At 58.1% G+C, this 24,870-nt stretch carries 16 protein-coding genes and 1 pseudogene; 15 read left to right on the forward strand and 2 right to left on the reverse strand.

All coding sequences use genetic code 11. The annotated features are described in order from the left end of the window. Positions 1-368 precede the first annotated feature (368 nt). From AC1DIH_RS05730 to proS, 13 genes and pseudogenes are all read left to right on the forward strand, one after another. Positions 369-2,363 carry a methyl-accepting chemotaxis protein gene (locus tag AC1DIH_RS05730; RefSeq protein ID WP_477770948.1) on the forward strand — a complete coding sequence of 665 codons (1,995 nt, stop codon included), beginning with the start codon at positions 369-371 and terminating at the stop codon, positions 2,361-2,363. A gap of 141 nt (positions 2,364-2,504) precedes the next feature. Next, positions 2,505-2,948: a DUF411 domain-containing protein gene (locus AC1DIH_RS05735; RefSeq protein ID WP_477770949.1), complete on the forward strand. Its 444-nt coding sequence runs from the start codon at positions 2,505-2,507 to the stop codon at positions 2,946-2,948. Further along, the gene (locus tag AC1DIH_RS05740; RefSeq protein WP_477770950.1) at positions 2,948-3,382 is read left to right on the forward strand and encodes a YqaA family protein; all 435 of its coding nucleotides are present in this window, start codon (positions 2,948-2,950) and stop codon (positions 3,380-3,382) included. The genes AC1DIH_RS05735 and AC1DIH_RS05740 overlap by 1 nt, the downstream gene beginning before the upstream one ends. Positions 3,383-3,480: 98 nt before the next feature. Next, a complete protein-coding gene (locus AC1DIH_RS05745; RefSeq protein WP_477770951.1) occupies positions 3,481-4,434 on the forward strand; it encodes a D-2-hydroxyacid dehydrogenase family protein in 954 nt (317 codons plus the stop codon). 646 nt (positions 4,435-5,080) lie between these two features. Next, entirely contained in the window at positions 5,081-6,649 is a 1,569-nt protein-coding gene (gene glgA / locus AC1DIH_RS05750) for a glycogen synthase GlgA (protein WP_477770952.1), read from the forward strand. A 13-nt stretch (positions 6,650-6,662) separates the two neighbouring features. Further along, the gene (gene treZ / locus AC1DIH_RS05755; protein WP_477770953.1) at positions 6,663-8,468 is read left to right on the forward strand and encodes a malto-oligosyltrehalose trehalohydrolase; all 1,806 of its coding nucleotides are present in this window, start codon (positions 6,663-6,665) and stop codon (positions 8,466-8,468) included. Next, positions 8,465-10,546 carry a 4-alpha-glucanotransferase gene (gene malQ, locus AC1DIH_RS05760; RefSeq protein ID WP_477770954.1) on the forward strand — a complete coding sequence of 694 codons (2,082 nt, stop codon included), beginning with the start codon at positions 8,465-8,467 and terminating at the stop codon, positions 10,544-10,546. Before treZ ends, malQ begins: the two co-directional genes overlap by 4 nt. After that, positions 10,543-13,329 carry a malto-oligosyltrehalose synthase gene (locus AC1DIH_RS05765; protein ID WP_477770955.1) on the forward strand — a complete coding sequence of 929 codons (2,787 nt, stop codon included), beginning with the start codon at positions 10,543-10,545 and terminating at the stop codon, positions 13,327-13,329. Before malQ ends, AC1DIH_RS05765 begins: the two co-directional genes overlap by 4 nt. A 21-nt stretch (positions 13,330-13,350) precedes the next feature. Then, on the forward strand, positions 13,351-13,668 hold the full coding sequence (locus AC1DIH_RS05770; RefSeq protein ID WP_477770956.1) for a DUF2934 domain-containing protein: 318 nt from the start codon (positions 13,351-13,353) through the stop codon (positions 13,666-13,668). Positions 13,669-13,784: 116 nt separating this feature from the next. Continuing rightward, positions 13,785-15,944: a glycogen debranching protein GlgX gene (gene glgX, locus AC1DIH_RS05775; protein WP_477770957.1), complete on the forward strand. Its 2,160-nt coding sequence runs from the start codon at positions 13,785-13,787 to the stop codon at positions 15,942-15,944. Between the two features lie 224 nt (positions 15,945-16,168). Next, positions 16,169-16,927, forward strand: coding sequence for a PIG-L deacetylase family protein (locus tag AC1DIH_RS05780; protein WP_477770958.1), 759 nt, complete (start codon positions 16,169-16,171; stop codon positions 16,925-16,927). 138 nt (positions 16,928-17,065) lie between these two features. Continuing rightward, positions 17,066-17,822 (forward strand): annotated as a pseudogene (locus tag AC1DIH_RS05785) (endonuclease/exonuclease/phosphatase family protein). Between the two features lie 251 nt (positions 17,823-18,073). Then, the gene (proS, locus tag AC1DIH_RS05790) at positions 18,074-19,564 is read left to right on the forward strand and encodes a proline--tRNA ligase (RefSeq protein ID WP_477770959.1); all 1,491 of its coding nucleotides are present in this window, start codon (positions 18,074-18,076) and stop codon (positions 19,562-19,564) included. Between the two features lie 52 nt (positions 19,565-19,616). On the opposite strand, the gene AC1DIH_RS05795 is transcribed toward proS, so the two are convergent. Both AC1DIH_RS05795 and AC1DIH_RS05800 read right to left on the reverse strand, forming a co-directional pair. After that, positions 19,617-20,810: an MFS transporter gene (locus AC1DIH_RS05795; protein ID WP_477770960.1), complete on the reverse strand. Its 1,194-nt coding sequence runs from the start codon at positions 20,808-20,810 to the stop codon at positions 19,617-19,619. Further along, positions 20,797-21,795, reverse strand: coding sequence for a class I SAM-dependent methyltransferase (locus AC1DIH_RS05800; protein WP_477770961.1), 999 nt, complete (start codon positions 21,793-21,795; stop codon positions 20,797-20,799). The genes AC1DIH_RS05795 and AC1DIH_RS05800 overlap by 14 nt, the downstream gene beginning before the upstream one ends. 769 nt (positions 21,796-22,564) lie before the next feature. Here AC1DIH_RS05800 and AC1DIH_RS05805 point away from each other — a divergent pair. Together AC1DIH_RS05805 and AC1DIH_RS05810 are read left to right on the forward strand one after the other, a co-directional pair. Next, positions 22,565-23,629, forward strand: a complete 1,065-nt coding sequence (locus tag AC1DIH_RS05805) for an autotransporter domain-containing protein (RefSeq protein ID WP_477770962.1) — start codon at positions 22,565-22,567, stop codon at positions 23,627-23,629. Between the two features lie 280 nt (positions 23,630-23,909). Next, complete coding sequence (locus AC1DIH_RS05810; RefSeq protein WP_071550307.1) at positions 23,910-24,869, forward strand: AAA family ATPase; 960 nt, start codon at positions 23,910-23,912, stop codon at positions 24,867-24,869. Position 24,870 lies beyond the last annotated feature (1 nt).

Here is a 24,870-nt window from a genome sequence, read left to right on the forward strand (position 1 = left end):
CATAAAGAGTCCTTGTTCAACTGATGAATTGGTACGCAAGTATCAATGTGCCAGCGCCCCTCCACCTACTAATATTTCCGTTTTTTACAATTCTTGTACAATTCGGATACAAACCACCAACCCCTTGAATTCATTGGTCTGAAACAATTGTTTAACAATCAGACTGTCATTGAATTCACTTGAATCCTCCGGAAATAAACCACGTTGCCGATCCTGAAGGAACGTGGAAATGGCTCACGCCCGTGACTTACCGGTCGTCTATAAAAAGCCTGTTTTGGGACTATGGTACTAAAGCCGGCCTGCCGCAGGCCGATAGCTGCTAAACGCCGCACCAAATCAACAAGAGCGCTTAGCACAAGGACAGGTTCATGCCCGCATTCCGTACCATTCAAGCCCGTTACACGCTGTTTCTGGTGCTGTTCATCCTGTTGTTGTTCGCCTTGACGGTGGCGGGCATCAGTCAGTTGGTCGCGCCGAAACTTCGGCACACGGAAGAACAGGTGGCCCTGAACCGTATTGCCGAAGTGGCCGAACAGATCCAGGGCGAGTTGAACAAGGTTCAAGCGCAACAACGCAGCATCACCCAGACCATCCCCCTGCTCGACAGCGCAACCATCGACACCGTGTTGCCTGGCTTGGTGGACCAGTACGGTGAGCTGAAGGTGTTTGGTGGCGGGATCTGGCCGTTGCCTGGCCAGCGCGAAGCCGGACGCAACAAGTTCAGTACTTTCTGGCACCGGGATGCGTCGGGCAAACTGGCCGTCAACACGTTCTGGAACAGCGACGCGGCGCCCAACTATTACGACCAGTCCTGGTACAAGGGCGGCATGCAGACACCGCGCGGTCAATGCGCCTGGGCCGCGGCCTACAAGGACGATGCCAGCGCCGAACCGCGCACCAACTGCGCCATGGCGATAGCGCGCAATGGCGTGCCGTACGGAGTCGCGACCATTGACGTCACTCTGGGCTTCTTCAACGACCTGGTGGCGCGCAAGGAAAAAGACCTGGGCGCCGAAATGCTGATCGTCGAGGCCGACGGCAAGATCATCAGCAACAGCTCGCGCATCAGTGCTCCGATTGTCCTGAAAAACATCAGGGAATTGGCTGGCAACTCGCCTTTTGCCGCGCAAATCAAAACCGCGCTTGAGCGCCATGACGCCTCGCTGCAACGCGTCGAGTTCGACAATCAAGGCGTGGCGAACACGTTCTTCATGCGCCCGATCGAAGGCACACCGTGGTTCCTTGCCACCGCCCTGCCGACCCACCTGATCACCGCTCAACGCGACGACGTCTTGAGCACCTTGAGCCTGTTGCAGATCCCGATGGTTCTGCTGCTGGTGCTGCTGCAAATCTATGCGATCCGCCAACTGATCCAGCGCATGAAAGCCTTGAAAGCCAACATCGACGCGCTGTCCACCGGCGACGCCGACCTGACCCGGCGCATCACTATTCGCGCCGAGGATGAACTGGGCGCGATCGGTCATTCGGTCAACACCTTCATCGCCTACCTGCAAAACATGATCGGCGAAGTCACCCAGGCCACGGGCGCCATGGCCTCAAGCCTGGAAAAGCTGCAACAGACCTCGGCACACACCAACCAGATCCTGCAGCGTCATGCCTCGGAGACCGACCAGACCGTCACCGCCATCACCGAGATGAGCTCGACCGCCGACAGCGTTGCCGAGAACGCCGCAGAAACCGCGGCGTTTACCCAGCGCGCCAACGAACACGCGGACCGCTCACGGGTGGTAGTGGGTGAAGCCTCAAGCAGCGTGATCGCCTTGATCGGTGAAGTGGCCAGTGCCACCCACAAAGTCCAAAGCATGCAGCAGGATGCCCAGCGCATCACCGAAATCCTCGGGGTGATCGGCGCCATCGCCGGACAAACCAACCTGCTGGCACTCAACGCCGCGATTGAGGCCGCGCGGGCCGGTGAACAAGGTCGAGGCTTTGCCGTGGTCGCCGATGAAGTCCGCGCCCTCGCCGCCCGCACCCAGGCCAGCACCTCGGAGATCAACGAGATGCTCAGCCGTTTGACCCAAGGTGTCAGTTCTTCGGTGGCGGCCATGGAAAACACCCAGGCCAGCTGTCAGTCCGCCGCCGATGCGACGGCGCGAGTCAACGCCGGGCTGGACGAAATGGCCGGCTCGGTCAGCCACATCAACAGCCTCAGCACCCAGATCGCCACGGCCGCCGAGCAGCAAAGCGCAGTGACCGAGGAGATCAACCGCAGCATGGTGCAGATCCGCCACATGGTAGAAGAGCTGGTGCAAAGCGGTCACGCCACCGACCTCAATACACGCCAGTTGCTGGATGCCAATAGCCGGGTCAGCTCGATCATGGGGCGCTTCAAGGTCAAGTGAACCCGTGAATGCCGCCCGCGCGTTTCGCGTGGGCATAACCTTCAAGGGATACCCATGAATAACTTTGAAACATAAGCAGCCTTTTTCATCGGGGAAAATGGTCAAAATGCGCGGCGTGAAATGATCAACGAGAGACAACCGATGAAAACCACACTGCGTCTGGCCGCCCTTGGCGCCCTGTTCATCAGCTCCCTGGCCCAGGCCGCCGAGCTGATTCCGATCGATGTCCACCGCGATGCCAATTGCGGTTGCTGCAAAAAGTGGATCGCGCACCTGGAGGCCAATGGCTTCCAGGTCAACGATCACGTTGAAACCAACATGAGCGAAGTCAAGCAGCGCCTCGGCGTCCCACCGCGACTGGCTTCGTGCCACACCGCGGTGATCAATGGCAAATTCGTCGAAGGCCATGTTCCCGCTGATCAGGTTCTGGCCTTGAGCAAATCCGACCTGCTCGGCGTGGCTGCTCCGGGTATGCCCATGGGCTCGCCAGGCATGGAAATGGACGGCATGGCCGATGCTTATCAGGTCATTGGGTTGACTAAAAACGGCACCGATAAAGTGATCGCCGACTACCCGGCCCGGTAATGCTCGCTGGCTATCTCGGGCTGTTCTTCGCGGCATTCGGTGCCGCGACGTTGTTACCGTTGCAGTCCGAGGCCGTGCTGGTGGGTTTGCTGCTCAACGGCGAGCATGGAGTGTGGTGGCTGCTCGCCGTCGCCACGCTCGGCAATGTGCTGGGCTCGTTGCTGAACTGGTGGTTGGGACGTGGCATCGAGCGTTTCAGGGAGCGTCGCTGGTTTCCGGTCAGCTCCGTTCATCTGGAAAGGGCCCGCACTCACTACCAACGTTATGGCCATTGGTCACTGCTGCTGAGCTGGGTGCCGATCATTGGCGACCCACTGACCCTGGTGGCCGGTGTGATGCGAGAACCCATGGGGCGTTTTTTGCTGATCGTGACCTTCGCCAAAGGTGCGCGTTATGGTGTGCTGGCGCTGGCAACACTGGGCTGGATGCCTTGAACCTTGGGTGCGCCTCCTTGTTAATGTCGCCATAATCGCGACATTCCAGCCTCGGCCGACTGGCAAAACCACGCCAACCCTTTGAAGAGACAATGCTCATGACTGTGCAGATTGCGGTGATCGATGACTGGCAGGGCGTAGCCCGCAATGTGGTGGATTGGTCGGTGCTGGACGGTATCGGCGAGGTCAGTTTTTTACATGACTACCCTGCCGACCACACCACACTGAGCGAGCGCCTGCGATCCTTCGAGGTGATTTGCGTGATGCGCGAGCGCACGCGGTTCGACGAAACACTCCTGCGTAGCCTGCCCAAACTGAAATTGCTGGTCACCGGCGGGATGCGCAATGCCGCCATCGACCTCAAGGCCGCCGCGGCATTGGGAGTTCAGGTCTGCGGAACCGACAGCTACAAACAGGCGGCGCCCGAATTGACCTGGACGCTGATCATGGCCCTGACCCGCAATCTGCTCGCGGAAGCCAACGCCCTGCGGGCCGGTCACTGGCAACAAGGCCTCGGTGGCGACCTGTACGGCAAGACCCTGGGTATTCTGGGCCTGGGCAGCATTGGCAAACGGATCGCCGAGTTCGGTCAGGTGTTCGGAATGCGCGTTATCGCCTGGAGCGAAAACCTCACCGCCGAGCGTGCAGCCGAAGCTGGAGTCACTTATGTCAGCAAGCGCGAATTGTTCGAGCAAGCCGATGTGCTGTCGATCCACCTGGTGCTCAGCGAGCGCAGCCGGGGCCTGGTCGATGAACAGGCGCTCGGCTGGATGAAACCGTCTGCATTGCTGATCAATACCGCGCGCGGACCGATCGTCGATGAAGCCGCATTGATCCAGGCCCTTGAACAGAACCGTTTGAAGGGTGCAGCGCTGGATGTCTTCGAGCGCGAGCCATTAGCCGCCGACCATCCGTTTCGGACATTGCCCAACGTACTGGCCACACCGCATGTCGGCTATGTCAGTGAGCAGAACTACCGGCTGTTCTTTTCACAGATGATTGAAGATATTCAAGCCTGGACAACCGGCCATTCGATCCGAATGTTGAATTAGGCCACACCGTCCCGACCCACAACTTGTAGCAGCTGGCGTAGCCTGCGTTCGGCCGCGCAGCGGTCGTAAATACTGACGACTCGGTGAGCCTGACACACCGCAGGGAATGGTTTCACGACTGCTTCGCAGCCGAACGCAGGCTGCGGCAGCTGCTACAGGGTTGGTGGTGTCTGCTTCTGCAAGCTGTTCGCACCAATAGAGTGCGGACAGCGCTTTGACACGCCCCACTCTCTGGCAACCCTCTCCCCCTTTTTGTGCCTTGGCTGCGAAAGAACCTGCACTTCGTCGGTGCGGGCGCGGCTCATTGAGCCCGGAAATCCTGACGTCAGACCGATTGTCGAACAATTTCAAAACGTCACACACCCCGCTCTAAGTTCTGACCTAGACTGCATTTCGTGACTGAAAACCGGCCGGTCATTTTGTGGGGAAAAAATCGAAACTTTCTGCCGAAGCAACAGGTCAGGTTAAAGGTGGGGCCGCAGCGACTGGTGCAATCCTTGCAATGACCACTACAGCCTTTGAGATTCAGCGCATCGACCAGCGTTTGCTGTTCATTGCGTAGCGCTTTTGCGCCCGGCCACGGGAACTGGCCGCCTGCATCATGGGGTGAGATGCCTGAAACAGATCAATAAAACGGGAGAAACACATGAACAGTGCCGCTTTAGAAATCCAGGGAGAGCGTTCTCACCAGCAAATCGGCGAGCCGACCTCGATGTCGGTTCTTGCCCCGGGTGCGAAAACGGTACTGCCCGCTCCACGCCAGAATCCAAACAAGAAGAAAGTGTTGTTTGTCACCTCGGAAATCGCCGATCTGGTGAAAACCGGTGGCCTGGGTGACGTTTCTGCAGCATTGCCCCGCGCCATGGCCCATTTGCACGATGTTCGGGTATTGATCCCCGGTTATCCGCAAGTAATGCACAGCGAAAATCCGATCCACATCATCGGCGAACTGGGCGGACATGCCGCCTTGCCCCCCTGCAAGATCGGCCGCATGGACATGCCCGACGGGTTGGTCATCTACGTCCTGATCTGCCCCGAACTGTACGAACGCGAGGGCTCGCCCTACGGCGCCAACAATGGCCGCGACTGGCCGGACAACCACATCCGTTTTGCCCGTCTGGGCCTGGCTGCCGCCGACATCGCCGCCAACCTCGCACACATTCACTGGCGCCCGGATCTGGTGCACGCCCACGACTGGCCCGCTGGCCTGGCCCCGGCCTACATGCACTGGCGTGGTCAGCGCACACCGACCCTGTTCACCATTCATAACCTGGCTTATCAAGGCGTGGTCAGCCTCGCGTCTTGCCCCGAACTGGGTATTCCCGAACATGCCCTGCAACAGGAAGGCATGGAGTTCTACGGCAAACTGTCGTTTCTCAAGGCGGGCATGGCCTACTCGAGCCATATCACCACCGTCAGCGCGACCTACGCCCAGGAAATCACCACCCCGGCCTTCGGCTGCGGTCTCGACGGTTTCCTTGCCAGCAAGACCCAGCAAGGCCTGCTCAGCGGCATCCCGAATGGCATCGACGAAAGTTGGGATGCGGCGACCGATCCCCACCTGTTTTGCCCGTTCAGCATCGGCGACTGGGACGGCAAGGCGGTGAATGCCGCCCACGTGCGCAAACTGTTCGGCCTGAAGGACTCCAAGGGGCCGCTGTTCGCCGTGGTTTCGCGACTGGTCTACCAAAAAGGCCTGGACCTGACTGAAGCCGTGTCCGAGTTCATCGTCTCTTCGGGTGGGCAAATCGCGATCATCGGCCGTGGCGAGCCGGAAGAAGAACAAGCCATGCGCGCCCTCGCCCTGCGTTTTCCGGGGCAGATCGGTGTACGCATCGGCTTTAACGAAACCGATGCACGGCGGATGTTCGCCGGCAGTGATTTCCTGTTGATGCCTTCACGCTATGAGCCGTGCGGCTTGAGTCAGATGTATGCGCAGCGTTTCGGCTCGTTGCCGGTCGCACGCAACACCGGCGGGCTGGCCGACACCATCGACAATGGCGTCACCGGTTTTCTCTTCGACGAGTCGACGGTCGCCAGTTACGAGGAAGCCTTGAGCCGGGCGTTCAAGGTGTTCGCCCACCCACCCCTGTTAAACGCGATGCGTTGCCGGGCCATGGCCGCGCCATTCAATTGGTGCAAAGCGGTCGAACCCTACGCTGAACTCTATGAACAACTGGTCGCCAAGGCGTTGGGGCATTCGGTCAGGCAGTGAGAGGGATTCTTGAATGCCGTTACGGACTCTGGAAACCTGGCCCCACGGCGCCGTCATGCTGGATGCCGAACACACCCGTTTCGCCCTGTGGGCGCCCGATGCGTTTTATGTCAGTGTCGAGCTGGAAGATGGGCAATCACTGCCGATGTTGCCTCAGGCAGACGGCTGGTTCGTGATCGAGGCCCGTTGCCCGGCCGGCACCCGCTATCGCTACAACATCGATGGCGAACGCGACGTGCCGGACCCCGCGTCCCGGGCGCAAGCCGGCGGTCTTGCGTCACCCAGCGTGGTGGTTGACCCGCACGCTTACCATTGGCAGCACTGTTTCTGGCAAGGCCGGCCCTGGCACGAAGCGGTGATCTACGAACTGCATGTGGGTGTGTTGGGTGGTTTTGCCGAAGTCGAAAAACACCTGCCGCGGCTGGCCGAACTGGGCGTTACCGCAATCGAACTGATGCCGCTGGCGCAGTTTCCCGGCGAGCGTAACTGGGGCTACGACGGCGTGTTGCCTTACGCGCCCCAGTCTTCATACGGCACGCCTGATGCGCTCAAGCGCCTGATCGATAGCGCCCATGGCCTGGGTCTGGCCGTGATTATCGACGTGGTTTACAACCATTTCGGCCCTGACGGCAATTACCTGCATCACTATGCCAAGGGCTTTTTCCGCGAAGACCTGCACACGCCTTGGGGCGCGGCCATCGATTTCCGCCGTCGCGAGGTGCGCGACTTCTTTATCGACAACGCGCTGATGTGGCTCCTTGAGTACCGTTTCGACGGTTTGCGCCTGGATGCGGTACATGCCATCGATGAGCCGGATTTCCTTCAGGAACTGGCGGCAACCGTGCGCGAGCACATCGACCCGCCCCGCCATGTCTGGCTCACCCTGGAAAACGAGCACAACCAGGCCAGCCTGCTGGAGCAGGGTTTCGACGCGCAGTGGAACGACGATGGGCACAACGCGCTGCACGTCTTGCTGACCGGAGAAACCGAGGCTTATTACGCCGACTTTGCCGAGCGACCCACCGAAAAACTGGCGCGCTGCCTGAGCCAGGGCTTCGCCTTTCAGGGCCATGTCAATCGCCACGGCCGTGCCCGCGGCGAACCCAGTGGGCATTTGCCGCCCAGCGCCTTCGTGCTGTTTCTGCAAAACCATGACCAGATCGGCAACCGGGCCTTTGGCGAGCGTCTCCACCAGTTGACTGCACCTCAGGCGTTGCACGCGGCGACGGTCCTTCTGTTGTTGTCACCGATGATCCCGCTGCTGTTCATGGGCGATGAATACGCCGCTGACCAGCCGTTTCTGTTTTTCACCAGCCACCATGGAGTCCTGGCCAGGCAGGTGCGAGAAGGTCGACGCAATGAGTTCGCGGCGTTCAGCGCCTTCGCCGATCCGCACACCCGCGAGCAGATTCCCGACCCGAATGCGTTGCACACGTTCACCGCTTCGCGTCCGACACTGACCTCATCCGAACCGCTGACACCGCACGCGACCCTGACGCTGTATCGACAGTTGCTGCTGATCCGTCATCGAGAAATCATCCCGCGCCTGCCCGGTGCTCACGCGCTGGGCGCCACGGTGCTGGCAACGGGTGCGATAAGTGCGCGCTGGCATTTGGGCGATGGCAGCCTGCTGTGCATCGACCTGAACCTCACCACGGAGCCCGTGTCCCATTCATCACAAGCCCATTCCCGGTTGCTGTTCGAGTACCCGCAGCGGTCCTTCGAAGCCCTGCAACAAGGCACCCTCGCCCCCTACTGCGCGCTGGTCAGTCTGACGGCAGCGGCACCTTTGCTACCCACCACTGGAGAGCGTCCATGAGCGATGCGCAACTGGAAATCCTCGCCAGCCGAGCCGGCCTGGCAGTCGACTGGATCGACGCCAACGGCCGCCCCCAAAAAGTCGCTCCGGCGGCACTGCGAGCGATCCTCACCGGGCTCGGCCACCCGGCTGGCAGCGCTCAGGAAATCGACGCCAGCCTGCAGGAACTGCAACAGAACCAGCAAAAAAAACGCTTGCCGCCCTTGATGACAGTCGACGTCGGCACCGGGCTCGACCTCGGAAGTCATTTTGCCCCTGAAACGCCCTGTGAGATTCACCTGGAAGACGGCACGATCCTCCACCTGAAACTCGATGAGGAAGCGGTTCTTCCGGGGCTGATCCCGATCGGCTATCAGGACGTTCACATCGCCGGCCAACGCTTCACACTTGCCATCGCCCCCTTGCAGTGCCATAGCGTGGCCGCTGCCGTTGACAGCCCGATCCCCCGGGCCTGGGGCCTGAGTGTGCAATTGTATTCACTACGACGCCCCGGCGACGGCGGCTTCGGCGACCTGCAGGCACTGGAAAACCTCGCCCGCGTTGCCGGTGAGCGCGGCGCCGATGCATTGGCGATCAGCCCGTTGCACGCGATGTTCAGTAACGACACACAACGCTACAGCCCTTACTCGCCTTCCAGCCGTCTGTTTCTCAACAGCTTGTACGCCTCACCCGGGGAAGTTCTCGGCGAACGCGCGCTTCGCCTGGCCATCGACGCCACTGAATTGGCCGACGAGTTCAAACACCTCGAAGAGCAACCGCTGATCGACTGGCCCGCTGCTGCCAAAGCCAAGCAGCAATTGTTGCAAGCGCTGTATGAAGGGTTCTCCCAGGGTGATCATCCCTTGCTCGCGGACTTCAACAGCTTTCGTCACGACGGTGGCGAGGCCCTGGAAAACCACTGCCGTTTCGAGGCGCTTCAGGAAGCCTGTGCCGCCCTTGGCGAAAGCCTCGACTGGCGCCAGTGGCCTGAGCACTGGCGCGACCCGCGCAGCGTCGAACTGACGGTATTTGCCGAGAAAAATGCAGATCGCATCGGCTTCTACGCTTTTTGCCAATGGTTGATCGCCCACAGTTTACAACGCGCACAAACCGTTGCGCGTAGCAGTGGCATGGGCATCGGTTTGATCGCCGACCTGGCGGTCGGTGCGGATGGCGGTGGCAGCCAGGCCTGGAGTCGTCAGGACGAATTGTTGGCGGACCTCACCGTCGGCGCCCCCCCGGACATTCTCAACCGCACGGGTCAAGGCTGGGGAATTTCTGCGTTTTCCCCCGAAGGGTTGATCCGTAATGGGTTTCGCGCGTTCATTGAAATGCTGCGGGCCAATTTTGCCCATACCGGCGGTCTGCGCATCGACCATGTCATGGGTTTGCAGCGGCTGTGGGTGATCCCCCTCGGCGCGCCGCCGAGTGACGGCGCGTATCTGTATTACCCGGTGGACGACCTGTTGCGTCTGGTGACGCTGGAATCCCATCGACATCAGGCGATCGTACTCGGCGAAGACCTCGGCACCGTGCCCGATGGCCTGCGCGACAAACTCATCGCCCGCTCGATCCTGGGGATGCGCGTACTGCTGTTCGAGCAGGACCACGGGGCACACTTCAAACCGATTCTTGATTGGCCGGATAACGCACTCGCCACCACCAGCACCCATGACTTGCCAACGCTCAACGGGTGGTGGCATGGCCGCGACATTGAATGGAGCGTCCGCTTGGGGCTGGTCGACAGCCACGGTGAACAGCAATGGCGCGAGCACCGTCAGCGTGAACGCGAAGGTTTACGTCGAGCCTTGAGTCAGGACCCGCAAAATTTCCGTGAAGAGAGCCACGAGACCGACCAGGTACTCGACGCCAGCGTGCGTTTCCTGGGGCACACCCGCGCCCCCTTGGTGTTGCTGCCGCTGGAAGATGCGCTGGGCATTGACGAGCAGGCCAACCTMCCCGGCACCACGGACAGTCATCCGAACTGGCGCCGGCGCTTTGCCGATGAAAGCGACGTACTGCTGGACGATGCGGATGCCGCACGACGGCTGGAGCTGCTCGCTTGCGCGCGCCTTCAGGCGGCCGAGCGTGATCAATGAGTGAGGTGCAAACCCTCTCGGTACGGGCGACGTTGCGCCTGCAGTTTCATCAGGGGTTCACCCTGGATGACGCCGTGCCGCTGGTGCCGTATTTCAGCGGTTTAGGCATCAGCCACCTCTATGCCTCGCCGCTGTTGAGTGCGCGCGCCGGGTCGATGCACGGCTACGACGTGGTCGACCCCAGCCAGGTCAATCCCGAGCTGGGCGGCGAGGCAGCCCTGCGGCGACTGGTGAGTGCGCTACGCGCCCAGGACATGGGGCTGATTCTGGATATCGTGTCCAACCATATGGCCGTAGGCGGCGCCGACAATCCCTGGTGGCTGGACTTGCTGGAGTGGGGGCGATTGAGTCCTTATGGTGAGTTTTTCGACATTCAATGGCATTCGCCAGACCCATTGCTCGTAGGCCAGCTATTGCTGCCGTTCCTGGGCAGCGATTACGGCAGTGCCTTGCAGGACGGCACGCTGACGCTGCACTTCGATCCAGGACGGGGCAGCTTCCATGTCGAACACCATGAGCATCACTTTCCGATCTGCCCCACCGACTACGCTGAACTGCTCAAGCCTGCCGACTCGCTCGACGTTGAACGGGCACTGCAACTCAAGGTACTGGCCGATCAGTTCACCTCCCTGCACTACCAGACCGATGCCCATTCCCTCGCGCGCCCCTTGCAACAAGCGCTCATCACACTGGCGTCTGACCCGGCGATCTTGTGCTGCATCGAACACAACCTCCGCCGCCATGACTCACGCCAACCCGAAGGTTTCAGCCGTCTGCACGAGCTGCTCGAACGCCAAAGTTATCGCCTGGCCAGTTGGCGTACGGCAGCCGATGACATCAATTGGCGGCGCTTCTTCGACATCAATGAACTGGCCGGGCTGCGGGTCGAACGCCCGGCCGTGTTCGAAGCCACCCATGCAAAAATCTTCGAGCTGATTGCCGAGGGCCTGGTGGATGGATTGCGCATCGACCACATCGACGGGCTCGCCGACCCGCGGGGTTACTGCCGCAAACTCAGGCGTCGGGTGAACGCCCTGTTACCGTTGCGGCACGTACCGATCTATATTGAAAAAATCCTCGGCGACGGTGAAACGCTGCGTCGCGACTGGCAGGTCGATGGCACCACGGGCTATGAGTTCATGAATCAGTTGTCGCTGCTGCAACACGACCCGCAGGGCGAGCAAGTCCTTGGCGAACTGTGGAGCCGACATACCGAACGGCCCGCGGCGTTCATCGAGGAAGCACAACTGGCACGCCAGCAAATTCTCAACGGTTCGCTGGCCGGCGACTTCGAAAGTGTCGCGCAGGCCTTGCTGCAAGTGGCCCGCGATGACCTGATGAGCCGAGACATGACCCTCGGAGCGATTCGTCGGGCATTGCAGGAACTGATCGTGCATTTCCCGGTGTACCGAACGTACATCGGCCCGTGTGGGCGCTCGGCGCAAGACGAGGTGTTTTTCCAGCATGCGATGAACGGCGCGCGCCAGACCTTGAGCGAAGCCGACTGGCCGGTGCTCGACTATCTGGCGCAGTGGCTGGGTGGACAACCCTGGCGCGAACGCCCGGTGGGCCGTCAGCGCAAGATTCTCAAGCACGCCTGCGTGCGCTTCCAGCAACTGACCTCACCGACTGCCGCCAAAGCCGTGGAAGACACCGCGCTCTATCGCTCAGGCGTGCTGTTGTCGCGTAACGATGTCGGCTTCAACACCGAGCGGTTCAGCGCCCCACTCGCCGACTTCCACGCGGCGTGCAGCCAACGTCTCAGCGAATTCCCGGATACGCTGCTGGCCAGCGCTACCCATGACCACAAACGCGGCGAAGACAGCCGCGCACGTCTGGCGCTGCTCAGCGAACGCAGCACCTGGTATGCCGAACAGGTCGAAGACTGGCGAATACGGGCCAGCGCCCTGCGCAGCGATCCGTCGACGCCCTCCGTTGCCGATGAACTGCTGCTCTACCAGACCTTGCTCGCCAGTTGGCCGCTGGAGCTTCGCTGCGATGATCAAGCGTCGCTGACGGCCTACACCGAACGCCTGTGGCAGTGGCAGCAAAAAGCCCAGCGCGAAGCCAAACTCCAGAGCAGCTGGAGCGCACCCAACGCGCCTTATGAGCAGGCCACGCGGGCCTTCCTCGAGCGCCTTCTGCTCAGCCCCGAAGGCCTGCCTTTACGCACTGCCATCGCCGATGCTGCGCAAGCGATCGCTTGCGGCGGCGCGCTCAATGGATTGGCGCAAACCTTGCTGCGCATGACGGTGCCGGGGGTTGCGGATCTGTATCAGGGCAACGAGTTCTGGGACTTCAGCCTGGTGGATCCGGACAATCGGCGAGCAGTTGATTTCAGCGTCCGCCAGCAAGCATTGCATACGCCGGTGGACACTCGACAGTTGCTGCACACCTGGCGTGACGGGCGCATCAAACAGGCGTTGATCGCCCACACGTTGGCGTTACGCGCGAGATACCCGCAACTGTTTCAGCGGGGCCGTTATCAAGCGTTGCAGGTGGTGGGCAGCCAGGCCGGGCGGGTGTTGGCTTTCGCCCGTGAACTCGACGGCCAACGGGCGATTGTGCTGGTGCCGGTGCGGGTTGCGTCGTTGCTGGAAAGCAGTGCCACACCGCAGGTGCCTGCCCTGCTCTGGGGCGACACCCGGGTCAAACTGCCGTTCACCGCCGCCGAAGAAAAGCTGAAGGGACTTTTTACAACAGGTGCAGTCACACACCACAAGGAATTGCTGATCAGCGCCGCGCTGGGAGATTTCCCGGTCAATCTGTTTATCCAGACTTGAGTTCAACTCAGGAGCATTGCGATGAGTACCGATGACAAACGCATTCGTGAATTTGCCTATCTGATCTGGGAGTCCGAGGGGAAACCCGAAGGCCAGGAGACGCGCCACTGGGAGATGGCGTGCAAGCTGGCAGAAGCCGAAGCCCTGGCCCCGACCAAGCCTGCCCGTACCGCCAAACCCAATAGCGGCAAAACCAACAGCAGCAAAACAGCTGCCAGCAAGCCCACAGCGGCCAAGCCCAAAACCAAAGCCGCGACAAACGCCAAGGTCGCAGCGCCACCGGGTGAAAAGCCTGTGACCGCGAAAAAGCCTCGAGCACCGCGCAAGCCAGCCAGTTGAGCGTGCCAGGCTCTGATTGACCGCGTGGCGAGCAGGCTCGCCACTTCGGGGTTGGTTCGACGTTGAGAAACCAGCAATGCCGGCGCCAACACCCAAGCCCGATTGCAGGAGCAATGATGACCACGCCAAAAAAAACCGCGCCAGAACCTCACATCGAGGCCTCGCGAATCCGTGAAGGCTTGCCCTTCCCGCTCGGTGCGACCTGGGATGGTCTGGGGGTCAACTTCGCGATATTTTCGGCTAACGCCACCAAGGTCGAACTGTGTTTGTTCGACGATGCCGGTGAAGTCGAGCTCGAACGTATCGAACTGCCGGAATACACCGACGAAATCTTTCACGGCTACTTGCCGGACGCTCATCCGGGGCTGATCTACGGCTACCGGGTGTATGGGCCTTACGACCCGCAAAACGGTCACCGCTTCAACCACCACAAATTGCTGATCGACCCCTACGCCAAACAGTTGGTGGGGAAACTGAAGTGGTCCGAAGCCTTGTTCGGCTACACCATCGGCCACCCCGACGCCGACCTCAGTTTCGACGAGCGCGACAGTGCGCCCTTCGTGCCCAAGTGCAAGGTCATCGACCCCGCGCACACCTGGGGCCATGACCATCGGGTCAATGTGCCGTGGGATCGAACGATCATTTATGAGGCTCACGTACGCGGTATCAGCATGCGTCACCCGTCCGTCCCGCAAGCGCTGCGCGGGACCTTCGCCGGGTTGATGGTCGATGACCTGCTGGAACACATCCGCAAACTTGGCGTGTCGTCGGTGGAGCTGATGCCGATACACGCCTTCGTTAATGACCAGCACCTGCTGCACAAGGGCATGACCAATTACTGGGGCTACAACAGCATCGCGTTCTTCGCCCCCGATCCGCGCTACCTGGCCAGCGGCAAGATCGCCGAATTCAAGGAAATGGTCGCGCACCTGCACGAAGCCAATCTTGAAGTGATTCTGGACGTGGTCTACAACCACACCGCCGAGGGCAACGAACAGGGCCCGACCCTGTCGATGCGCGGCATCGACAATGTCTCCTACTATCGACTGAAGCCCGATGACAAACGCTTCTACATCAACGACTCCGGCACCGGCAACACCCTCGACCTGAGCCATCCCTGTGTGCTGCAAATGGTCACCGATTCGCTGCGTTACTGGGCCACCGAAATGCATGTCGACGGGTTCCGCTTCGACCTGGCGACCATCCTCGGGCGTTACCACGACGGTTTCGACGAGCGTCACAGCTTCCTCGTTGCCTGCCGCCAGGACCCGATCCTGCGTCAGGTAAAACTGATCGCCGAGCCTTGGGACATTGGCCCTGGTGGCTATCAGGTCGGCCATTTTCCGCCAGGCTGGGTCGAGTGGAACGACCGATTCCGCGACACCGCACGCGCCTTCTGGAAAGGCGATGACGGCCAGCTCGCCGACTTCGCCGCACGCATGACGGCATCGGGTGAGATGTTCAATCAACGCGGCCGCCGTCCCTATGCCTCCATGAACTTCGTCACCGCCCATGACGGCTTCACCTTGAATGACCTGGTCTCTTACAACGACAAGCACAACGAAGCCAACGACGAGAACAATCAGGACGGCACTCATTACAACCTGTCCTGGAACCACGGCGTTGAAGGCCCCACCGATGATCCCGAGATCAATGCGCTTCGCCAGCGACAGATGCGCAATTTCTTCGCCACCCTGCTGCTGGCCCAAGGCACGCCGATGCTGGTGGCCGGTGACGAATTTGCCCGAACCCAGCACGGCAACAACAACGCCTACTGTCAGGACAGTGAAATTGGCTGGGTCAACTGGGACCTGAGCGAAGACGGCAAGGCCTTGCTCAAATTCGTCAAACGCCTGATCAAGCTGCGCCTGACCTATCCGATACTACGGCGCGGACGCTTTCTGGTTGGCAATTACAACGAGGATATTGGCGTCAAGGACGTCACCTGGCTGGCACCCGACGGCAGCGAAATGTCCACCGAACAATGGCATGACGGCCACGGGCGATGCCTGGGCATGTTGCTCGATGGACGCGCCCAGGAAACCGGAATCCGTCGCAAAGGCGCCGACGCTACCTTGCTGCTGGTGGTTAACGCGCATCACGACATTGTCAATTTTCGACTACCGGAAGTGCCTGACGGCGGATTCTGGATCTGCCTGATTGACACCAACCAGCCCTCGATTCAGGGCCAGGAGCGGTTCGACTTCAATCACCAATATTCGGTGACCGGCCGCTCGTTGCTGTTGTTCGAGTTGCAGCATGAGGAGCAAGACTGAGACGCCCCCTTTATCGGCAACATTTGAGCAAGCTACGTCACAAAAAACGCTCATTAAGGAGGTGACGGGGCGACGAATGGTGATCCATGAGCAATACTCTGCTCGCAGCAATCCAGGGTTTGGAGCGCTGTGCCCTGTGATCATCCGGCCGCAAAGGGTCTGCGCCGGCGTGTTCAGCCAGCCGTAATACGTGTGACGGCACACCAGAACAAGGACGTATCGCCATGAAATCCACTACCCTCGTCGACAGTAGTTTGCCTGTGCAGATCTGGAACACTGCCCGGCAACTGGACAATATTCCCGTCATCAGCACATCCACCCTGATCCCTGCTGGCGCTCGCGCAGTGGTGATCGCACCGCATCCGGGTGATGAAGTCGTGACCTGCGGTGGCCTGCTGCAACTATTCGCCACCCTTGGCCACCCCCTGCAATTGATCTCGATCACCGATGGCAGCGCCGGTCATCCAGGCTCGAACCTCTGGTCGGAGAAGCGCCTGAGTGTGTTCCGCCCACAGGAAAGCGTCGAAGCCCTGCGTCGCCTCGGTTTGCCCATGCATAGCCTGAAATGGATACGCGGCGGTTTTACCGACAACGGACTGGCCGAGCGTGAACTCCAATTGACACAATTCATCGCACGCTACCTGCGACCGGGTGATGTGGTGTTCAGCACCTGGAGCGAGGACGGCATCATCGACCATGACACGGTAGGTCGGGCCACGGCAAAAGCCGCCCTTATGGTGGGTGCGAGTTTCAATGAAGTGCCGGTCTGGGCCTGGCACTGGCCTGCCCGCGATCAGGGGCGGCTTCCCTGGCACCGCGCCCGCAAGGTTCGCCTCGACACCTGGACCGTCGCGCGCAAATGCCACGCCACCCATGCATACGCCAGCCAGCTGAACGGTGAACCGGAGATCGGCATCGCGCCGAAACTGCCCAGGGTTATCCTGGAGCGGATGCGTCAGCCCTATGAAATCATTTTTGTGTGATCGCGAAAGAAGTGATGCCTTGGCCCTGTTCAAAATGCTGATTTTCGGCCAATGCATCAGTTGCATAGATAACCCGACCGATGCCGTGGAGTGAACGTGAGCCCCGATTCAGAACGGCGCACCATCGATCCAGCCTCGATGAATACACCTGCGGCCACTCATCGCCTGAGGATTCTGACGGTCAATGCCCACAAGGGCTTCACGGCCCTCAACCCGCTTCATTCTTCCGGAACTGCGTGAAGCCGTGCGCAGCACCTCTGCCGATCTGGTGTTTTTACAGGAAGTGCTCGGCGAATATGATCGCCATGCTTCGCGTCATAGCACTTGGCCGCAAACCTCGCAGTACGAGTTCCTCGCCGACAGCATGTGGAGCGATTTCGCCTACAGCCGCAATGCGGTGTATCCCGCCGGCCATCACGGCAATGCTCTGATGTCCAAATATCCGATCCGCCACTATCGCAACCTCGATGTTTCCATCACCGGCCCCGAGCGTCGCGGGCTACTGCATTGCGTGCTCGATGTGCCGGGGCACACCGAAGTACACGCGATCTGTATCCACCTGAGCCTGCTGGAAAGTCATCGCCAATTGCAGCTGGCCCTGCTCTGTCAATTGATCGAATCACTGCCCGATGACGCCCCCGTGATCATCGCTGGCGACTTCAATGACTGGCAGCTTCAAGGCAACGCCACGCTTGCTCAACGCGACGATCTGCACGAAGCCTTCGAACGCCACCACGGACACCCTGCCATGACTCACCCGGCACGCTTTCCACTGCTGCGGCTGGACCGCGTCTACCTACGCAACGCCAGCAGTCACGAACCGAAGATACTGGGAAACAAGCCGTGGCCCCACCTCTCCGACCATTTGCCGCTGGCGGTTGAAGTGCGTTTTTGAAGAGGGTTCGCTTCGGGCTTGCGGGTGAATGTTTCAGGTTCTTCTTGTTACTGAATAACGGTCCAGATTGCCGAACGAACCACATTTTTAAAAACTTCGCCCCGTCAGAAAGCAGACTTATCTGAAAGAAATTTCCTAAATAACCAAACAAAAACATGAACACTTGAAATTTCAGTCTCCAAAAAATATACATACGCCTACACAACACCAGATCCAAAATCACACGCAACCTTTTCTAGGCCCGAGGCATTATGAAAAACGCGATATCGCCTACAAGAAATGAAAACTTTTCGGAATGGTATCAACAAGTCGTCAGCCAAGCTGAACTTGCTGAAAATTCTCCCGTTAGAGGCTGTATGGTCATTCGCCCTTGGGGCTATGGAATCTGGGAACAGATTCAGCGAGAACTTGATCAGAAATTCAAAAAATCAGGGCATGCGAACGCATATTTTCCACTTTTGATCCCGTTATCCTTCCTTCAGAAAGAAGCAGAGCATGTAGATGGTTTTGCCAAAGAGTGCGCAGTTGTAACCCATCATCGACTCGAACAATCAGCCAATGGAAAATTAATCCCTGCCGGTGAACTGGAAGAACCACTCATCATAAGACCCACCAGCGAAACAGTTATCGGCGCCTCGTTTTCAAGGTGGGTGCAAAGCTACCGAGACTTACCCTTGCTTATCAATCAGTGGGCCAATGTGCTCCGCTGGGAAATGCGTCCAAGGATCTTCCTCAGAACGTCGGAGTTCCTGTGGCAGGAAGGCCATACCGCTCATGCGTCCAAATCAGAGGCCCTGGACGAGACATTAAAGATGCTCGATATCTATGAGCGTTTCACCGTCGACCATCTGGCCATACCGGTTATCAAGGGTGAAAAGTGTTCATGGGAAAGATTTCCGGGTGCCGTCAGTACCTACACCATTGAAGCGATGATGCAGGACGGCAAGGCTTTGCAGGCCGGGACCTCGCATTTTTTAGGTCAAAACTTCGCCGAGGCCTCGGACATTCGTTTCGTCAACAAGGAAGGGATCAAGGAACTTGCCTGGACAACCTCATGGGGCGTTTCCACGCGATTGATTGGTGCCATGATCATGGCCCACGGAGACGACGATGGACTGGTGATACCGCCGTTGGTAGCACCAACGCAGATCATCATCGTTCCGATAGTTGGCAATGAGCAGGATGCCGAAGCTATCCATGCTTACTGCGATGATTTGAAAAAGAAGATCTCACGCAAGAAAATCAAGGGACAGAACCTCAGAGTCAGTGTCGATAAACGCGAGATGAATGGTAGCGAGAAAAAGTGGTATCACATAAAGCGCGGCGTGCCTGTTCGTGTGGAAATCGGGACAAAGGAACTCGAACAAAACATGGTCTCTTATTCTTGCAGAGACAACGCCAAGAGCATTATGAAAATTAACCACGATACCTTTTTAAAAGAAATTCCTAGCACACTACTTACCATTCAGAAGTCTATGCTGGACCGTGCAAAATCAAAACTTTCCGAACACACCAAAACAGTGACTAGCCTTGAAGACTTTAAGAAAGCCTTCAAACAAAAAGACAATTTTAATGCTTTCGCTCTAGCGCCTTTCATTGAAGACGAAGAAGTTGAAAAGGCCATTGGAGAGTTCGGCGTAACAGTCCGCTGCATTCCTTTGGCTCAACCCAAGTCTACAGCAACCTGTTTATTCACTGGAAAGTCAACCAATACGTGGGCTCTTTATGCGAAGTCATATTAATCCTTAATCAGGATCAGCCCCTCCGGAAAGGGGCTGTTTTTTCATACAATTCTTACTGAGCCAGCTTGCCGCCTTCGACATAGAAGATCAGCCCCCCCACAAGAAGCAAAACCATCAAATACAAAAGAAAATAGAGCGGATTCAAGCCGGAGAGGATAAAACCGCATACCACCGGCGTCGAGGCCGCGCCCAGGTACGTCAGGTTTTGCGAACTGTAATACGCCCCTTTCATCCGAGCCGGCGCAATACGGGTGATGTAAAAAAATTCCAGGGGTTGAATGATAATTTCCCCCACAGTAAAAATAGCAGTGAAGAAGATCCAGGCGTAGAGGGTCTGGGAAAAAGCGAAGCCGATCAGCCCGACTACGAATGCCAGAATGCACCCGGCGATCCAGATTCTGAATCGTTCAGCGGCAACCCGTCGACCGATCAGATACTGCAGCAGTATCGAAGTCAGGGCATTCGTGACAAATACAACGTTGATGATCTCGTACATCTGGGCCGTGGAGTGGGTCGCGATCAGATACTGGCCCACATAAATATGAAACTGCCCGAACACACCTGCCAACAGAACACTGGCAATGGTGAATTTCAACAGGTTGCGATCCTTGGCCATGATTGCCAGAGAACCGAACACGCCTTCGCCTTCGACGTTTTCCTGTTCGACCACACGTGGCAGTGCGAAGGGACTGGCAGCCACTAGGACAAAAAACAACGCCGATGCGCTGCAAAACAATAACGGCGAAACGCCTTGCCGATTAAGCCAAAGCCCGACCAAGGGCCCTAATGCATAGGCTGTGTTAGTGAAAGTGTACTTGAGCGATAGCACCGACGAGGTTTCCTGCGGGGGAAACAACCGAGCAATGCACATGCGTACCGCAGTTTCCAGCGTTAGATATGCAAAGTTGAGTAACAGACAAAGTACAAAAACCAGGGTCAGCGAGTTGAACACAAACAGACTCATGTACACCGCCGACTGAATGATCGATGACGTGAGCATCAGTGCCTTGATGCTCAGTTTGTCGAGCACCGCACCGAACAACAGGCTGGCCAAGGAACTCAAGAGAATAAAGCCGCCGACAAAAAGCCCAATCTCATCGACTGAAAGTGAAAACCTTTCCTTTAGAAAAATCAAAAAATAAGATAGGAAGGCGGCCCTTGCCAGCGTCGGAAAAAAAGACAGTGGTACAACGATTGCCGAACCACTGAACAGCGAACCTTTTCGGATGGCCTTAAACACGGCCATAGACAACACGCGTTCTGTAATTTAGCGTGACTTCGCCGTTTTGTTGGTGTTCCTGATGTAAGGTGTTTAAGGCGTTACTGGCCGCCACATACTCGGGTGTCCCAGGCTGTGACGCATACGAACAGGACATGGTTCTTTCCAGCAGTCCCGATGCGCTCAACCGCTGACAGTTGTGAAAAGTCCGCTCCTGAAAGGGCCCGCTGAAAAACTGCCGAATCTTGTCTTCCAACGCATCGTCGATTTGCAATGTCTCCGAGTATCGGTCGAAGGCACCGCTCAACAGACGCTCGTAGGCGACATGAAACCCATCGCAATCCGGGCTTCGAATATTCCAGACGAGAAACACTGGATTATCGGTAGCTAGCACCCGCTTGAATTCGAGCCTGGTATTGTCCGGCTCGAACCAATGAAAGGATTGCCCGCATATCAACGCAGCCACACTATGGTCCCGGACGTTCAAGTGTTCTGCCGAGCCCTGATGATAGATCGCACTCTGTTGCCCCTCGTGCCGCTTGGCCCTGTCCAGCATCTGTGCATCGGGCTCAACCCCGATCACAGGCATGCCCGTTGTCGCCAATTGCCGGGTCAGTATCCCGGTTCCGGACCCCACATCAAGAACGGGTAATGCCAGCGACATATCAAGCTGACTCTTGATGAAATCGACGGCCTCATCAGCGCCAACAGCCACCACGATGCCTGAGGCATCAGACCCGGCGATATGAAAAGCATGTTTCTCACCACGGGATCTTTGAAGATCAATGACGTCGACTGGATATCCTCGTGCAGCCCAAACTCCATTGTGATTGACACCTGCAGCCATGACCCTGATTAAGCACTCATCAGATTGGAAATAAGGCACAGGTACAGACTCAAGAGCAAAAGCGCTTAAAGGTTCGCCATACCTTTCAGGTCTAATAGTTTGAGCCAACATCATCTCAGGAACATTGAGACCTGTAGGATCAAGGATCATAACCACCCTATTCATATTCTGATCATCCTTGGGATTTTTTTATTTGATTAGAAATCCTTTCTACCAGCCGTACCAAACCCAACAAACAGCAGATCAATTATTCGAAAAACACCGCAAAGTAGACCGGTAGATAAATCGACGCCACATCGCCGACAAACCAAAACTAGTACAGATAAAAAATTATCGCAAAGAAAACCCCAATATTTCGGAACTTACGTACAATCAGCGAACTACTAATCCTAATTCAACTCCAGAAATTTCTCGAAATTGCGTAACTTTCTTCCTACAACCATATCAACACATAAACATCAATTTATTAGTTGCTTGCAAGACTCTATATTCGCCGAAACAAAGCGAGCGGTAAGATTTTTTCTTGTTATGGAACGTAAGGCGGAACGTAAGCCGTTCGGAGGATGACACCTCCTAGAAAAACTTTTCACGGCGCCACTCACGCCTTGGACCAAAGCCTTTGGGACGTGAAAAAAACCTCAAATTTGACGTCAAAATATGATTTCCCAGATAAACAATAACTTAGATAATTACTAAAAATCAGTCAGTTGCAACGTCTAAATTATTCATACCACTCATCGTTCAATTTCTTGACGCAACGCCAACGGTCTTCTTAGCTAAACGTTACTACCCCCGGAATTACCTTCTGGGGCAAGCCCCGGAAACCTGCTCAAGCGGGCCGGAGGGGTTTGCCTCTATGAAATCGGTCGCCCCTCGTTCGGGGTAGGAGAGACGCCAAACAGAGTCATGGCATGCGATTGCAAGGTAGACCTCCATGAACACCGCCCACTTCCAACATGAGATCAAAATCACCCTGTACACCGTTTCCACTTCGTTGCTGCTGTGCACATCCATGGAGATTCAGGCGTCCTCTGCCGAGGACGAGGCTATACCCTGGTTTGAGCAAGATGTCCCGGCGCTCTCCCTGCCGACGCCTGATACGAGTAACGGCATCCGCTTCAGCCGCAATCCCGGCCTTGATAACCAGTTGCTGACAGTCGAGCAAGCCGCTCCTTCTGCCTGGGATCGGGTCTACGGCCAGCCTGCCAGGAGCGCAGAGCGCGACGTCCTCAGCTCACCGTTTTCCGGCATGAGCGGTTCCGAACTCAAGGCCCCGGCATTGATTACCCTGCAAAGCAGCGGCGGCAGCACCCAGCGCGTTGGTCTGGTGGGCGGCACAAACCAGTTTCAGGGCAATGCCAATGGTCTGTTGATCAGCCCTGCCATCGTCGACCCGAACAACACCCTCAACGTGCAAGGCCCCAATCTTGGCGCCTATTGGAGCCTGACCGGCGCAAACGGCTGGCACGTGGATTTGACCGCCAGCGGTGGTCGGGTCAATGGCTACAGCCTCAATGACCAGGGCCAGCGCCAAGCCACTGAAGGCAGCGCCATGACCCTCTCGGTACAAGGCGGGTTCCCCATCGGCATCAGCGAAAACTGGGTCATCGAACCCCAGGCGGAATTGATCAACCAGCGTATTAGCCTGGACACCCCGTATGCCGGTAGCGCCAATGCCTCATCCACCGATCTGACGTCCTGGAGCGGCAGGGTCGGTGCAAGCTTGAAAGGCAGTTACGACATCAAGGGCCTGCCGATCGAACCCTATGTTCGTACCAACTTCTGGCACACGGTCAATACCACCGACACCGTGACCCTGGGTCAGGTCGACAGGCTCAGCAGCAGCCGGAACTCGTCCTCGATAGAACTGGGACTGGGGCTGGTGGCCAGGGTCACGCCCTCCGTCAGCCTGTATGTCAGCGGCGATTACAACAGCGCGACCGTCAACAACGACTTGAACGGGTTGATCGGCAGCCTCGGGGTGCGGATGCTTTGGTGACTGTCAGGAAGATTTGCGAACCATAGGCGCACGGTTTGCCAGCGATGGCAGCCGTAAGATCGCCATCGCCGGCAAGCCGTGCGCCCACAAGTCGCGCGCAAAACAGCGCTGATTGAGGCTCTGCACAGCAAAAAACCTGAATAACCCCCCAACAAGTGCACAAAACCCAAAAATTCCCTGATCGCCGTTAGTCTCCACCCCCTGCGATGGATTAAAGTAACGCCCCCAGCCCTGGCGTTATTCGAACGCCTTTGCTCACCCTCTCCAGGAACAGTCATCGATGGAACATCGTGAAGCGCTGCTTGCGCTGCGAACCTTTCTTTCAACGCAGATTCTCGGCCAGGAAAAACTCATCGAGCGGTTGCTCATCGCTCTGCTCGCTGACGGCCACATGCTGGTCGAAGGCGCCCCTGGCCTGGCCAAGACCAAGGCCATCAAAGAGCTTGCCGAAGGTATCGAAGCACAATTCCATCGCATCCAGTTCACGCCCGACCTGCTGCCTGCCGACATCACCGGCACCGAGATCTATCGCCCGGAAACCGGCAGCTTCGTGTTCCAGCAGGGACCGATCTTCCATAACCTGGTGCTGGCCGACGAAATCAACCGGGCACCGGCCAAGGTCCAGTCGGCCTTGCTCGAAGCCATGGGCGAGCGGCAGGTCAGTGTGGGCCGCAGCACGTATGAGCTGTCGCCGCTGTTTCTGGTCATGGCGACCCAAAACCCGATCGAGCAGGAAGGCACCTACCCGCTGCCTGAAGCCCAGCTCGACCGTTTCCTGATGCACGTCAAAATCGGCTTCCCCGACGCGGCCGTCGAGCGGCGTATCCTGCAACAGGCCCGCGGTGAAGCGCTGCACGGCGAAACCAAGCCCGAGCGGCGGATCAGCCAGCAGGCGATATTTGCCGCACGCAAGGAAATCCTTGGTCTGTACATGGCCGACGCGGTGGAGGAATACCTGGTGCAGCTGGTCATGGCGACCCGCACGCCGGGCAAGTTCGACCCGGAAATGGCCGAGTGGATTGCCTATGGCGCCAGCCCGCGCGGCTCCATCGCCCTCGACCGCTGCGCCCGTGCTCACGCCTGGCTGGCCGGTCGCGACTTCGTCAGCCCCGAAGACATTCAAGCGGTGCTGTTCGACGTGTTGCGCCATCGCATCATTCTTTCCTTCGAAGCCGAAGCCGCTGGCATTGACCAGGACCGTGTGGTCCAGCGGATTCTCGACGTCGTCGCTGTCGCTTGAC

Source organism: Pseudomonas sp. 05N36 (assembly GCF_056397385.1).

Coding starts and splice junctions, on each gene's coding strand:
- proS (WP_477770959.1), top strand. CDS start 18,074: ATGAAAAACGCGATATCGCCTACAAGAAATGAAAACTTTTCGGAATGG.
- AC1DIH_RS05795 (WP_477770960.1), bottom strand. CDS start 20,810: ATGGCCGTGTTTAAGGCCATCCGAAAAGGTTCGCTGTTCAGTGGTTCG.
- AC1DIH_RS05730 (WP_477770948.1), top strand. CDS start 369: ATGCCCGCATTCCGTACCATTCAAGCCCGTTACACGCTGTTTCTGGTG.
- treZ (WP_477770953.1), top strand. CDS start 6,663: ATGCCGTTACGGACTCTGGAAACCTGGCCCCACGGCGCCGTCATGCTG.
- AC1DIH_RS05805 (WP_477770962.1), top strand. CDS start 22,565: ATGAACACCGCCCACTTCCAACATGAGATCAAAATCACCCTGTACACC.
- AC1DIH_RS05765 (WP_477770955.1), top strand. CDS start 10,543: ATGAGTGAGGTGCAAACCCTCTCGGTACGGGCGACGTTGCGCCTGCAG.
- AC1DIH_RS05740 (WP_477770950.1), top strand. CDS start 2,948: ATGCTCGCTGGCTATCTCGGGCTGTTCTTCGCGGCATTCGGTGCCGCG.
- AC1DIH_RS05770 (WP_477770956.1), top strand. CDS start 13,351: ATGAGTACCGATGACAAACGCATTCGTGAATTTGCCTATCTGATCTGG.
- AC1DIH_RS05800 (WP_477770961.1), bottom strand. CDS start 21,795: ATGAATAGGGTGGTTATGATCCTTGATCCTACAGGTCTCAATGTTCCT.
- glgX (WP_477770957.1), top strand. CDS start 13,785: ATGACCACGCCAAAAAAAACCGCGCCAGAACCTCACATCGAGGCCTCG.
- AC1DIH_RS05780 (WP_477770958.1), top strand. CDS start 16,169: ATGAAATCCACTACCCTCGTCGACAGTAGTTTGCCTGTGCAGATCTGG.
- glgA (WP_477770952.1), top strand. CDS start 5,081: ATGAACAGTGCCGCTTTAGAAATCCAGGGAGAGCGTTCTCACCAGCAA.
- AC1DIH_RS05735 (WP_477770949.1), top strand. CDS start 2,505: ATGAAAACCACACTGCGTCTGGCCGCCCTTGGCGCCCTGTTCATCAGC.
- AC1DIH_RS05745 (WP_477770951.1), top strand. CDS start 3,481: ATGACTGTGCAGATTGCGGTGATCGATGACTGGCAGGGCGTAGCCCGC.
- AC1DIH_RS05810 (WP_071550307.1), top strand. CDS start 23,910: ATGGAACATCGTGAAGCGCTGCTTGCGCTGCGAACCTTTCTTTCAACG.